Raw genomic sequence first — 13,439 nt, forward strand, 5'->3', positions numbered from 1 at the left:
CGCCGCCGGCGACGCGGCCCCTCACAGCGCGAGCTTGTATCCCTCGTGGCTCGCGCGGTAGCCGAGACGGTCGTAGAACCGATGCGCGTCGACGCGGCTCTTGTCGGTGGTGAGCTGCGCGAGGGCCGCACCGTGGTGACGGCCGTACTCGTGGGCCCAGGCGAAGAGGGCCGTCCCGAGACCGCGCCCCCTGGTCGCGCCGGCCAGTCGCACAGACTCGATCAGCAGGCGGGTGGAGCCGCGTCGGGACAGGCACGGGACCAGGGTGAGCTGGAGCGTCCCGCAGACGCCGCCGGAGGCGTCCTCGACCACGGCGAGGAACTGCCGCGGGTCGGCGTCGATCTCCGCGAACGCTGCGAGATACGGGGCGAGGTCCTCCTGCTCGCGTCCGGAGCCGATCATGTCGTCGGCCAGCAGGGCGACGAGCGCCGGCACGTCCTCGGCCTCCGCGCGGCGCACGGTGAAGGTTTCTCCTGCGGCATCGATCGTGTCCATGCGCACAGCGTGCCAGACCCTCGACCGGCTGGGCCCGGGGTCAGCCGTGGATGCGGCCGTCCCGGCTCGTCGCCCTCTCGATGCGGCGGCGATGGGCGCGGCGCCGGCGCGCGCCGCCCACGACCCGCACGAGCATGCGCCGCGCACCGGTGAGGGAGTCCGCGACGAGCGCGACGCCCGTCGTCGAGACCAGCGAGATGAGGAAGACGCCGCCCGCCGTGCCCAGCAGGCCGAGGTGGGCGGCCAGCGTCCACGCGCCCGCCGCCGTGCCCGCGCCGGTGACGAGCTCGCGCAGCGAGAGCGAGCGCACGGCGTGCTCGGTGCGTGCGGCGCGCTCCGGCCGCCGGGCGACGTCCGTCCCCGGTCGGGAGGAGGAGTCCTCGTCCACCGTCTGCGGCCCCAGGTCCAGAGCCCTGGTGTCGATCGCGCGCAGGCGCGAGGTCGCCGTCGCGGTCCGACGGGGGCGGTGGCGGGCGGGCGCTGCGGACTGCGCCGTGGAAGGAGACGCGGACGCGGAGGTGCGCGTCGGCAGCGGGGTCTCGAGGGTGGCGGTCGGCATGGGATCCACCCTCGTGTGCGCGCGGCGTGCGCGGGCGGAGGAGCGGTGGATCGTTCGTGAAGGAATCGCAACACCGGCGCGATCGCCTCATGGACGCATCCTGTCGGCGCGGAGCGAACATCCATCTCGCGCCCAGGCGCGGGGCCTCGCCGCCCGGTAGGCTGGGCGGAAGCGTCCCCGGGCCTCCTCGCCTGCATCGGACGTCCCGGCCATCACGCACTATCGGAGGAGCGCCATGGCACACCACAACATCGTCTTCGGCAAGGACAAGGCCCTCTCGCAGGGCCAGGGCCAGTACGCCCCCTCGCCGGACTTCAGGAGCGACTTCCCCGCGACGGGGCAGGGGACGCAACAGGCGCAGCAGGCACCGGGCCAGCAGGCCCCGGACCTCGAGTCCCTCTACGCGCGCCCCGCCGCGACCGGCCACGACACCGGCCGCATGACCATGCGGGACGCCCTCAACGCGATCACCGCGACGCTCGGCGTCACGATCGTGCTCGGCGTCGTCTTCTGCCTGCTGCCCGTCGCCCTCGGCGTCGTCGGCGGCCCCGAGGCCAAGGACCTGGGCTTCCAGATCGCGATCGGTGCGATGGTCGTCGGGTTCCTCGGCGGCTTCGTCCTGGCCATGGTGAACTCCTTCAAGAAGAAGCCCTCGGCGGCGCTCGTGCTCGCCTACGCCGCGCTCGAGGGAGCGGCGCTCGGCGGCATCAGCGGGCTGCTCAACGAGAGCTTCCACGGCATCGCCCTGCAGGCGGTGGTCGGCACCCTCGCGGTTGCGACCGCAGTTCTCGTACTGTTCCGCGTGGGCGTGCTGCGCACCTCCCCGCTGCTCACCAAGATCTTCGCGGTCGCGATGGTCGCCTATCTGCTGTTCATCTTCGTGAACCTCGGTCTCTCGCTGTTCGCGGGCATCGACCTGCGCACCGGCCTGCTCGGCCTCGTGATCGGCGCGCTCGCCGTCGTCATGGCGGCCTACTCCCTGGTCATGGACTTCGAGGACGTCCAGCGCGGCGTGCGCGCCGGGGTGGACCGCAGCTACGCCTGGCGCTGCGCCTTCGGCATCACCGTGACGCTCGTGTGGATGTACATCGAGATCCTGCGGATCCTCTCGATCCTGCGCAACAACTGACGAGCTGAAGGGCCGACGGACGGGCCCGACTGGCGAGGGGCGACGGATGAGCCCGGCGGACGGCTGACGAGTCCGGCCGCGCCTGTCGGCCCCGCCTGTCGACCCGGCCCGTCGGCCGACGAGGAGAGCGTGTGGAGACCTGGACCTGGCTCGTCGAGCACATCGTGCTCGTCGCGCCGTACGTCGCCCTCGTCCTCGACGTCATCCTGCGCGTGACCGCGGTGCTCGTGGTCCCGCGCAACCGCCGCCCCGGGAGCGCCTTCGCGTGGCTGCTGGCGATCATGGTCTTCCCGCTCGTCGGCTTCCCGCTTTTCCTGCTGCTGGGCAACACGCAGCTGCCGCGCAAGCGGCGCCGGAAGCAGGTCGTGGTCAACCGCCTCATGAAGGTGCGCGCGCACGACATCCCCGACAGCGACCTCGACGAGGACAGCCCGAGCTGGCTGCAGTCCGCCGTCGCCCTCAACCGCGAGCTCGGCGCGTACCCGCTGACGGGCAACAACTCCGCGGACCTCGAGATCGAGTACGAGGCCTCGATCCGCCGCATGGCCGAGGACATCCGCACGGCGCGCGAGACCGTCCACGTGCTCTTCTACATCGCCGGGCTCGACGAGACCACGCGCCCCTTCTTCGACGCCGTCGCCGAGGCCGCCGACCGCGGCGTGAAGGTGCGCTTCCTCTACGACCACTACGGGTCCATGAAGTACTGGAGCGTCTACCGGCCCATGCGGCGCCTGCTGGACGCCCACGGCATCGAGCACTACCCGATGATGCCGATCAAGCCGCTGCGCGACGGCGCGCTGCAGCGGCCCGACCTGCGCAACCATCGCAAGCTGCTGATCGTCGACGGCGAGGTCGGCTGGATGGGCAGCCAGAACCTCATCGACTCGGCCTACGCGAGTGCGAAGGGCGCGCGCGAGGGCGTCCGCTGGCAGGAGACGATGATCCGCCTGCGCGGCCCGATCGTCTCCGAGGTCAACCTGCTGTTCGGGACCGACTGGTACCTCGAGTCCGGCGAGTCGATCGCCGAGGACCAGGTGGTCCGTCCCTCCCCGGACACCTCCGGCACCTACGAGTGCCAGATCGTGCCCAGCGGGCCGGGCTTCGTGCTCGAGAACAACCTGCTGCTGTTCAACCAGCTCTTCTACAGCGCCGAGAAGCGCATCACCGCTGTCAGCCCCTACTTCGTGCCCGACGAGTCGATGCTGTACGCCCTGGTCACGGCCGCCAAGCGCGGCGTCGAGGTCGAGCTGTTCGTCTCGGAGAAGGGCGATCAGTTCCTCGTCGACCACGCCCAGTGCTCCTACTACACGGCGCTCCTCGAGGCCGGCGTGCGCATCCAGCGCTACGAGGCGCCGAAGATCCTGCACGCCAAGCACGTCACGGTCGACGACTCGGTGACGGTGCTGGGCTCTTCCAACATGGACATCCGCTCGTTCCTGCTGGACATGGAGAGCTCGCTCATGGTGGGCGGCACGGACTTCATGGAGAAGATGCACGAGGTGGAGGACGTCTACCGCTCGCGCAGCCGCGAGCTGACCCTCGAGGAGTGGCGCACCCGCCCCTTCTGGAAGCAGATCCTGGACAACACCTGCCGCCTGGCCTCCGCGATCGTCTGATCCCGATCCCGATCCTCTAGCTGACCCTCTAGCCGACCCCGGCGAGGGAGTCCTCGGCCTCCTGGGCGGCCTTCACGTGCTCGTCGACGTCGATCGTGACCTCCGAGGCGAAGAAACTCGGCCCCTGGGGGGTGTCCACGACGATCATCGTGATCTTCTCGCCCGTCACCTTCTCGAGTTCGGACTGGCCGAACATCAGGTCTCCGGAGGTCCTGAACCCGTCCATGCCGTCGATCGTGACCTTCGTGGTGCTGCGGTGCTCGAGCGTGCGCTGCGAGGTCCCGCCCCAGACCCCGCTGTTGGACAGCAGGCAGTCCATGAGGCGTCCTGACGCCACCTCGGCGCCGGGGTACTCCACGCCGTCCTGCCACCGCAGCTTCCCGACGGTGATCGTGGAGTACCAGTTGCGCTCGACCGTGGCCAGCGCCATCTGGGTGTCCTCGCTGAAGGGCAGGGGAGTGGACGTCTGCCGCTGGTCGAAGCCGTCGGGCGCGGTGAACTCGAGGCCGCCGCCGCGCAGCGTGCTGCCCGAGTTCTGAGAGGTCCGCTTCGACTCGTCGGGGCTGTTCCAGCACCGTTCCGGTTCGACGGAGGCCGAGGCGCTCGGGCTCTGCGAGCCGCCGCCGTCCGAGGAGCCGGCCGACGGGCTGGGCGTCGGGTCGTCCGAGCCGCCGATCGCCGCCCGCACCCCGAGCGTCCCGCCCACGATGAGCACGAGCACCGCGAGGAAGGAGATCGCCCCCGCGGTGACCGCGCGGCGCGACGAGGACGGGCCGGGCGGTGTCGAGGAGGACGGGGTCGAGGAGGGAGGGGACGACGGGTGCACGGGGCGGCTCCGGGGGTCAGACGACCTTGAGGCTCTTGATGATCTGGTCGAGGGCTTCGGCGTGCTCGGGGACGTCGGCGGCGACGTCGGAGGCGACGGCCTGCGGGCCGTCGTCGGAGTCGACCACGATCGCGGTGACGATCGAGGCGCTCGTGTCCTGGAGCTGCGAGGGGTCCTCGAAATGATAGGTGGCCTGCACGATCCACGCGTCGTGGCCGTCGACCGTGGTCTTCTCGCTGCGGTAGTCGGTGACGGTCGGGTTCTCGCCGAACTCGGCGAGCACGCCGGCGGTGGTCGCGTAGCACTGGAAGATCGCGATCGCGGCCTTCTCGTCCCCCGGGTACTTCCCCTCGGACTCCGGCCACTCGACGCTGCCCACGTTCACGACGCTGTACCAGTTGTTCTCGACCAGGCGGCCGTACCCGTTCACGTTCGTCATGTACGGCAGGGCCTGGTCCGACCAGGGGTACGTCCAGCCGTCGGGCCGCGTGTACTCGAGGTGGCCCCCGCGGACGGTGCGCCCCGAGCTGCTCACGTCACCGCTGGAGCCGTCGGGGATCGAGCAGTCGGTGGTCGGCTTCTGCGTGAAGATCGGCGGGGGAGGGGCGAGATCGGGATCCTTCGGATCGGGGACGTACTCGCCCTCGCCCGAGCTGCTGCGGGAGGCCGCGGCGGTGGGCGTGTGCGAGTCGTCCCCGGTCATCTGCTTGAAGACGGTCTGCGAGAGGATCAGCGCGATCACGGCGATGAGCACCACGGCGCAGACGATCACGGTGATGACGATGACGCGGGCACGGGAGCGGCCGGTCTCGTCGGGCCGCGCGTAGGGAGCGGAGACGTCCCGGCCCTGGGCGGAGTAGTCGGGCAGGGACTCGCGCTGCGAGGAGTCGGAGAGGTCGGGCAGGGAAGGGGTGTCCTCCTCCGGTCCCGGGCTCCCCGCCATGTGTGCTCCTCACGCTGCTGTGGTCCGCCGCAGGGATTCTCCCACAGCGGCCCGGGCCCGCACCGTGTCCGCCCAGGGACGGCTCAGACCCCGTCGACGCCGCGGGACCGCTTGACGCGCAGCATCCGCGCCGCGGACTCGCGCACCCGGCGCTCGGCCTTCTCGGAGTCCTGCGCCCAGGCGACGATCGCGTCCACGAGGTCGCCGACGAGCGACGGGTCCGCGGTGAGCACCACGTCGCCCCCCGCCTCGAGGAGCCGGGTCGCGCGCTCGCCGAGCGGCACGTCCTGCACGGCCGCCGCGCTGCCCACGTCGTCGGAGACCACGAGCCCGTCGAATCCCAGCCTCCCGCGCAGCACGTCCGTCACGATCGCCGAGGAGAACATCGCGGGGCTGCCCGGATCCATCCGCGGGTACAGGGCGCTCGAGAGCATGACCATGTCGGCGCCGGCCTCGATGCCCGCGCGGAACGGCTCGAGGAAGGGGTCGTCCGCATCCGTCGTCTCGTCGGTGATGCCTGTCGCCGAGAAGTCGGTGTTCCCGCGCACCCGGCCCAGGCCGGGGAAGTGCTTGAGCGCGGAGGCGGTGTCTTGCGCGTCGAGCGCCTCGACGGCCGCGACCACGCAGTCGGAGACCGTGTCCGGATCGGTCCCGAAGCCGCGGTCGATCTTCCCGATGGGCGCGTTCGCCCGTCCCAGCTCCGGGTCGACGGTGTCGGCGACCGGCGCGAGGGCCGCGTGCAGGCCCAGGGCGTGCAGGTCCTCGCCGATGCTCCTGTACGCCGCGGTGACGGCGTCGGTCCCCTCGGCCCCGAGATCCGCGGCCGACGCGGTCCTGCGCGCGGCGTCCCCGCGCAGCATGCGGATCTGCCCGCCCTCCTGGTCCACGCTCAGCAGCGGGGCGACGCCTCCGTCGGCCACCTCCCCGTCGATGCCCTCGACCACGGAGCGCACGGCCGCGGCGCTGTCCCAGGTCCCCAGCAGGAAGAAGCCGCCGATGCCGAGCTCGGCGGTCAGCGAGCGCTTCGGGCTGGTGCCGGCGGGGATGCCCGCGAGCACGAGCTGCGCCGCCGCCTGCTCGATCGTGAGGTCCTGGGCGCGCTGCTCCGCGGGGTCAGCCGTGGGCGACGGGGAGGCGGGGGAGGACGAGCCGGAACCGCCGTCGGACGCGGAGCCGCCGTCGGACGCCGCGCCGCCGTCGGACTCTCCGGACCCGCTCGCGCCGCCGTCGGACGAGCCCCCGCCGGAGCCCCCGCTCCCGGTGCACGCGGAGAGCGCGGCGACCGGGGGGAGCAGCACGAGCGGGGGAAGCAGCAGAGCGGTGCGTCGACGCATGCCATCGAGTCTGCCACGCCCGCCCGACGCACCCCGCCCGGCCGCTACTGTGGGGCCATGACCGACGAGGACGCCCGCCCCGCGCCCCCGCGGGCGCGCGCGATCGAGAACGCCACCGGCGTGCCCTTCGACGTCTGGACCGCGCGTCTCGAGGACGCCGGCGGTCGCGGCATGGACCACGCCGCTCTGGCCCGCACGATCCACGAGCGCTGGAACATCGAGGACTGGTGGGCCCAGGGCATCGCGATCGCCTTCGAGCAGTCGATCGGCCGCCGCGACGTCGGTCAGACCAGCGCCGGCGACTTCGCCGTGAGCGCCTCGCGCACCGTGCCGAGCGCGCCCGACGCGGTGCTCGAGGCCTGGGACGCCTTCCAGGACGCCGCTCGCCGGGCGCGGCTCGGCCTCGGCGAGGCGCGGACGAGCCGCACGGAGGCCTGGCGCTACTGGCGCGTCGATGGTCCGGACGGCAGCCGCGTCAGCGTGAACCTGCGCGCCAAGGACGACGGCGCGGCGGGCGGCGCGCCCCGCAGCATCCTCGCGATCGAGCACAAGGGACTCGCCGACGCCGACGCCCGTGAGGCATGGAAGACCACCTGGAAGCACGTCCTGGACGCATTCGTCGCCACTCTCGAGGAGACCCGATGACCGCATCACTGCCCAGTCCCGAGACCGGCGACGACCCCTGGCTCTGGCTCGAGGACGTCACGGGCGAGGAGGCCCTCGCGCACGTGCGCGAGCGCAACGCCCGCGCCGAGGCCGAGATCGACGCGATCGCCGACCCTCGCGCCGGAGGGTCCGTCGATGGTGCCGCCGACGGCTCCCTCAGCGAGCACCTGCGCTCGGACATCCTCACGATCCTCGACGCGAGCGACCGCATCCCGATGGTCGTCAAGCGCGGAGAGTTCCTGTACAACCTGTGGACCGACGCCGAGCACGAGCGCGGCCTCTGGCGCCGCACCACCCTCGAGAGCTACCGCACCGACGACCCCTCATGGGACGTGCTGCTGGACGTCGACGCCCTGGGCCGCGAGGAGGGCGAGAACTGGGTGTGGCACGGCGCGCAGCTGCTCCGGCCCGCGGAGGGCGAGCCGTACAGGCTGGCGCTCGTCTCCCTCTCGCGCGGCGGCTCGGACGCCGACGTCACCCGCGAGTTCGACCTCGAGGAGCGCCGCTTCGTCCCCGAGCCCGAGGGCGGATTCGTGCGGCCCGAGGCCAAGGGCGACGTGCACTGGATCGACGCGGACACCGTCTGGGTGACGACCGACTTCGGCGAGGGCACGCTCACCACCTCCGGCTACGCGCGCCAGGCGCGGATCTGGACGCGCGGCACCGCGCTCGCCGACGCCGAGCTGGTCTTCGAGGCCGACGAGCGCGACATGGCCGTCTTCGCCTCCCACGACCAGACCCCTGGCTGGGAGCGCGACTGGATCGTGCAGATGCACGCCTTCTACGACACGACGCTCAGGATCGTCGACCGGGCGGGCGGCGCCGACGGGGCCGACGGGGCTGAGGGGGCGGGGCCCTCGCTGACCGTCGTCCCCGTCCCCCGGGACATGGAGGCCGACGCCCACCGCGACCTCGCGATCCTGCTCCCGCGCAGCGACTGGCAGGTCGGCGAGGACACCTTCGCGGCCGGCTCGCTCCTGGTCGCCGACGCCGACGCCCTGCTCGCGAGCGCCCCGGAGGGGCCGTCGGCCTCGGACCTCCACGTGCTCTTCGAGCCGACGCCCAGCACCTCGCTCGCCGACCTCACGATCACCCGCGGCACCCTCGTGCTCACGATCCTCGAGGACGTCGTGCACCGCCTCGAGGTCCACCACCGCACCGAGGACGGCGCCTGGGTGCGCAGCGACCTCTACCCCGAGCTCACCGGGGCGATCGACGTGCGCGCGGTCGACGCCGACGAGTCCGACGAGATCTGGGTGACCGTCACCGACTTCCTCACCCCCACCACCCTGCTGCTGGGCGACCTCGGCGAGGTGCCCGACGGAGGCGAGCCGAGCGACCTCGAGATCGTGAAGGCCTCGCCCGCGCGCTTCGACGCGAGCGGCCTCGAGGTCACCCAGCACTTCGCGACCAGCGAGGACGGCACCCGCGTGCCGTACTTCCAGATCGGGAGGACCGAGGCCGGCGGGTCCGAGGAGGCCCCGGGCGGAGCGCCCGTCGGCCCCGCCCCGACCCTGCTCTACGGCTACGGCGGCTTCGAGATCTCGATGACCCCCGCCTACCTCGGCACGATCGGCAAGGCCTGGCTGGAGCGCGGCGGCACCTACGTGGTCGCGAACATCCGCGGCGGCGGCGAGTACGGACCGGCCTGGCACCAGGCCGCCCTCAAGGAGCATCGCCACCGCGCCTACGAGGACTTCGCGGCCGTCGCGCGTGATCTGGTCGAGCGCGGCGTCACCGACCGCGACCATCTCGCCGTGCGCGGCGGCTCCAACGGCGGACTGCTCACGGGCAACATGCTCACCCAGTACCCCGAGCTGTTCGGGGCCGTCATCATCCAGGTGCCGCTGCTGGACATGAAGCGCTACTCGCATCTGCTCGCCGGCGCCTCCTGGATGGCCGAGTACGGCGACCCCGACACCTCGGACTGGGAGTTCATCCGCACCTTCAGCCCCTACCACCTGCTCGCCGAGGGCACCGAGTACCCGCCCGTCTTCCTGCTCACCTCCACGCGGGACGACCGCGTGCACCCGGGCCACGCGCGCAAGATGACCGCCGCGCTCGAATCGCTCGGGGCCGACGTCCGCTCGTGGGAGAACATCGAGGGCGGGCACGGCGGCGCCGCCACGAACGAGCAGGCCGCGCGCATGAACGCGCTCATGTACGCCTTCCTGTGGGGGCGGATCGGGGCCGACGGGGGCCGGGCGGGCGCCGTCGGGGGCGCTGGAGCCTGATGCGCTCGGTCCCCGAGCTCCTCCGCCGCACCGGTCAGGACGAGCTGCTCACGGTCCGCAACGATCTGATGACCGTGCAGCGGGAGATCTCGGCCGACGACCGCCGACTGTTCCCCCTGCGCTACGCCCGGGTGAACCCTCCGCGCACCGGCCGCCGCGCCGCCGCGGTGCACCGCGACCTCGCCACCCCCGTGGTGACCGTGGTGCCCGACGGGCCGGGCGGCGCCTCCGTCGTCCCCTACGACCTGCTGCGACGCTCCCTCGCCTCCCGCGGGCTCGACGTCATCATGCCCGAGCACCGCGGCGTCGGCCTCTCCCGCCTGGACTCCGAGGGGCATGACCTGCCGCCCCACGCGATGGACATCGACGAGGCCGTCGAGGACCTGCGCGCGGCGCTCGACCATGCGCTCGTGGGCCGCACCGTGCTCTACGGCTGCGGCTACGGCGCCTACCTCGCGCTCACCTTCGCCGTCCGCCACCCCGAGCGCGTGGGCGCCCTGGTGCTCGACTCCCCGCTGCTCGCCCCCGACGACGAGCTGATCTCCCAGCGCGCCTTCCGCGCGCGCTACTGGGAGGGGACGGACCTGCGCACCGACACCATCGCCAGCACCCTGCGCCGCCTCGACGACCAGGCCGTGATCGATGCCCGCCGCGCGGGTCCGGTCATCCTCGCCGTCCACGAGTACGGCGGCACCGGGGACGTCCGCGAGCTCGTGGACCAGCTCGCGGTGGGCCGCGGGCAGCTGACCTGGACGAGCGTCTGGCAGGCCCTCACCCAGGAATGGCTGCAGTCCACCCGCTACGTGAGCGAGCCCGATCTGGTGGCCCGCATCGCCCACACGCAGCTCGGCATCGGCGCCCATGCCGACGGCGGGCCTCTGGACCCGCTCCTGATCTCCGGTGAGCAGGCACGTCAGGTCCCCTCGCCGAGCACGCGGTCCCTCGCCCCCGACCTGCGCACCCTCGCCTCCGGCGTCACCGCGCCCACGCTCGTGCTGAGCGGCGAGGACGACCTCGTGACCCCTCCGCAGATCGCCCGCGAGGCCGCCGATCTCATCCCCGGCGCGCACCTCCTGAGCGTGCCCGGCACCGGCCACGGGATCCTCGACTCGCACTCGCAGCTCGCCCAGATCGCCATGTGGTGGAGCGCCGCCGGGGTGGGCGGCGACCTCCTGGAGCATCGCGAGCGCCTCGCCGCGCTGAAGCCCACGCCCACCAGCCAGGTCCTCGCCCACGGCCTGCGCCTCGCCCTCGCCGCCGAGCGCTACTCGCCCTGGCGCATGCGCCTCGAGAGCGCCCGCGCGCGGCGTGCCGAGGCCCAGTTCGATCCGTCCTCGGGGAAGGCCGCGCGGGGGCCGCGGTTGTAGCCGTGGGGGAGTGACGGTCGACGGGCCGGTCTCTGGGAGTGGCGACGGTCGCGGGGAGTACGTCTGGGGTTGCTGGGGCGGAGCCGGACGCAAGGCGGAACGTAGGTGCGCTGGCCTCGGCGCTCTCGATCCAGGTGCCCCTTTCGGCGTGCGCCCCGCGGCCCGTGCACTGGGGCCGGCCCGCGCATGACCATGTGATTCGAGCGATCCGGGTGGTGTTGCCGTGGCGATCGCCGGCGATCGTCGGCAGATGAGTGAGGTGATCAAGTGCCGTGGTGCCGTGGTGCCGTGGTGCCGTGGTGCCGTGCCTCCATCCCCGCTGCCGGGCTGCTCGTCGCGGAGCGACGTCGCTCAGCATAGGGGTGGGACATTCAAGGCGTGGGGTGTGGGTGAGTGGTGTTTGTGGTGGGTGTGTTTGTGGAGAAGTGGGGGTTGTGGAGGAACGGATAGAGTTTTCCACAGATTCTCCAGGGCATCTTGTGGTGTCCGTTTCGTCGGGTATTCTTGGGGTATAGAACTTCAGGCCCGATGGAGGGGAGGGGGAATCGTGCTCACGAATGGTGATGCGCTCGGTGATGGCGATGATTCCCCCGCGCCCGGTCAAGGTGATGGTGCATCGGATTCCCCGTTGGCTGCGGACGATGCCGGTGCTTCGGCTGCGTCGCCGGGGTCGAGTCGGCCTCCGAAAGCGGCATATGGTCCGCGTCCGCGGACGCCTCTGTCGCGGGAGACCCTGGGTGAGCGGACGTTCGCGGTGGAGGGCCCGGATCTGTCGGAGGAGCTCGAGGGGATTTGGGATCTCGCGGTCCGGGAGTCGCAGCTCGCGGCGGAGTTGATGCGGCGTCTCGCGCCGTTGTGGGTGGGGCGGGATGCGGTGGGTGCGCTGGCGCATGAGGGGGATGTGGAGGATGCGCAGGCGGCGGTGGCGCTGCGCACGACGACCACGGTGTCTTATGGGCAGATCCGTGACGCCCACGAGGCGCTGACGTTGTTCCCGTTGTTGTTCGCGCGGGTGGAAGCGGGCGAGCTGCCGGTCGAGTGGCTGCGCCGTGTCATCCACCGGTCCCGTGACCTGCCCGAGGAAGACCGGAAGGGCCTGGATCGGGTGATGGGTGGTTGGGAGTTCGGGGTGACTCCGGAGACGTTCCGGCGCCTGCTGGGCGAGTTGATCACCTGGTTCACCTCACTCCTGGAGTTGTCGCCGGTGGAGCGGGCGCAGAAGCGTCGGCATATCGCGGCCCCGGTGGTGGGTGTGGATGGGACGGCGTCGTTGACGGTGACGGGTCCGGTCCCGGAGATCCTCGCCTTCGCCCAGTCCCTCGATGCCGCCGCGGAGACACTGCAGGCTGCCCAGCGTCACGCTCTCGACGGTGACGACGAGGTTCCGTTCGATGAGGACGGGACTGTGCGGGCGTCGGGGAAGACGATGACTCGTGGGCGCCTGCGGTATGAGGCGTTGCTGCGTGGTGAGGTGAACACGGACGGGCGCGAGGTGCCCGCGGCGCGGTTCGCGATCCTGGTGACCATCCCGTTCCTGACCCTGCTCGGCCAGAGCGAGGCACCGGCCCTGCTCGAGGGGAAGCATCCGATCCCCGCAGACATGGCACGCGAATTGGCGGGCCAGTGTCCGGAGTGGATGCGGATCCTGACCGATCCCGTCACGGGTGCTTTTCTGCCGTTGCCGCCGGAGCGGTATCGCCCGAGTGTGCAGATGGTGACGCATCTGCGGCTGCGGGGTCCGGAGTGTTCCGTTCCGGGGTGTGTGCGAGCGAGTTGTCGTGGTGTGGAGGTGGATCATATTGAGGAATTCGATCATGATCATCCCGGGCAGGGTCGGGTCACGGAGATCGAGAATCTTCATGTGTTGTGCTGGTCGCATCATCAGGTGAAAACCGCCCGTGATATCGACCCGGTCAGACTCCGCGACGACGGCAGTGAATCCGGTGAGGGTGTGGAACGAGGAATGCGGGACCGGCATGGCGGGAGTCCGTCGAGCCCCGTGGACCCGGGCATCCCTGTGTCCCGCGCGCGGGGTCGCACGCACTGGTCCCTCGGGGGAGCGGCCGAGCTGACCGTGGAGGACGAGGGCGATCTGATGACTCCGCTCATCGTCCGCGAGCTCGAGACCGCCTGGCGCCAGCACCTCACCACTACCGCACGGGCAACGCAGCTTCACTCGGAAGCCGTCGACGACCCCGACGCGAACCCCGGTGCCCCGCAGGCGCGGCCTCAGAAGAGGTCGGCACCCCTCGGGGAACCGCCCTTCTGAC

The 13,439-nt window shown here is 71.7% G+C and carries 11 protein-coding genes; 6 read left to right on the top strand and 5 right to left on the bottom strand.

All coding sequences use genetic code 11. The annotated features are described in order from the left end of the window. Window positions 1-21: 21 nt before the first annotated feature. Complete coding sequence (locus M4486_RS18765) at window positions 22-495, bottom strand: GNAT family N-acetyltransferase (protein WP_249478836.1); 474 nt, start codon at window positions 493-495, stop codon at window positions 22-24. A 40-nt stretch (window positions 496-535) separates the two neighbouring features. Further along, window positions 536-1,054, bottom strand: a complete 519-nt coding sequence (locus tag M4486_RS18770; protein WP_249478837.1) for a hypothetical protein — start codon at window positions 1,052-1,054, stop codon at window positions 536-538. 235 nt (window positions 1,055-1,289) lie between these two features. Between M4486_RS18770 and M4486_RS18775 the strand changes: the two genes are divergently transcribed. Together M4486_RS18775 and cls are read left to right on the top strand one after the other, a co-directional pair. Further along, window positions 1,290-2,183 (top strand): Bax inhibitor-1/YccA family protein, encoded by an 894-nt coding sequence (locus M4486_RS18775; RefSeq protein ID WP_249478838.1) that lies wholly within the window; start codon window positions 1,290-1,292, stop codon window positions 2,181-2,183. Window positions 2,184-2,314: 131 nt separating this feature from the next. Continuing rightward, complete coding sequence (gene cls / locus M4486_RS18780) at window positions 2,315-3,799, top strand: cardiolipin synthase (protein ID WP_249478839.1); 1,485 nt, start codon at window positions 2,315-2,317, stop codon at window positions 3,797-3,799. Window positions 3,800-3,827: 28 nt separating this feature from the next. Here the strand turns inward: cls and M4486_RS18785 are convergent, their stop codons facing one another. The 3 genes from M4486_RS18785 to M4486_RS18795 all read right to left on the bottom strand — a co-directional run bounded on the left by M4486_RS18785 (window position 3,828) and on the right by M4486_RS18795 (window position 6,902). Further along, window positions 3,828-4,625, bottom strand: a complete 798-nt coding sequence (locus tag M4486_RS18785; protein WP_249478840.1) for a hypothetical protein — start codon at window positions 4,623-4,625, stop codon at window positions 3,828-3,830. Window positions 4,626-4,641: 16 nt separating this feature from the next. After that, complete coding sequence (locus M4486_RS18790) at window positions 4,642-5,568, bottom strand: hypothetical protein (protein WP_249478841.1); 927 nt, start codon at window positions 5,566-5,568, stop codon at window positions 4,642-4,644. 83 nt (window positions 5,569-5,651) lie between these two features. Continuing rightward, complete coding sequence (locus M4486_RS18795; protein ID WP_249478842.1) at window positions 5,652-6,902, bottom strand: glycoside hydrolase family 3 N-terminal domain-containing protein; 1,251 nt, start codon at window positions 6,900-6,902, stop codon at window positions 5,652-5,654. 57 nt (window positions 6,903-6,959) lie between these two features. Between M4486_RS18795 and M4486_RS18800 the strand changes: the two genes are divergently transcribed. The 4 genes from M4486_RS18800 to M4486_RS18815 all read left to right on the top strand — a co-directional run bounded on the left by M4486_RS18800 (window position 6,960) and on the right by M4486_RS18815 (window position 13,438). Continuing rightward, complete coding sequence (locus M4486_RS18800; protein WP_249478843.1) at window positions 6,960-7,547, top strand: hypothetical protein; 588 nt, start codon at window positions 6,960-6,962, stop codon at window positions 7,545-7,547. Beyond that, window positions 7,544-9,802, top strand: coding sequence for a prolyl oligopeptidase family serine peptidase (locus tag M4486_RS18805; protein ID WP_249478844.1), 2,259 nt, complete (start codon window positions 7,544-7,546; stop codon window positions 9,800-9,802). The genes M4486_RS18800 and M4486_RS18805 overlap by 4 nt, the downstream gene beginning before the upstream one ends. Continuing rightward, window positions 9,802-11,169, top strand: coding sequence for an alpha/beta fold hydrolase (locus M4486_RS18810; protein ID WP_249478845.1), 1,368 nt, complete (start codon window positions 9,802-9,804; stop codon window positions 11,167-11,169). Before M4486_RS18805 ends, M4486_RS18810 begins: the two co-directional genes overlap by 1 nt. A 754-nt stretch (window positions 11,170-11,923) precedes the next feature. Continuing rightward, window positions 11,924-13,438, top strand: coding sequence for an HNH endonuclease signature motif containing protein (locus tag M4486_RS18815; protein WP_249478846.1), 1,515 nt, complete (start codon window positions 11,924-11,926; stop codon window positions 13,436-13,438). Window position 13,439: the final 1 nt, after the last annotated feature.

This window comes from Brachybacterium kimchii, from assembly GCF_023373525.1.
GTDB lineage: Bacteria > Actinomycetota > Actinomycetes > Actinomycetales > Dermabacteraceae > Brachybacterium > Brachybacterium kimchii.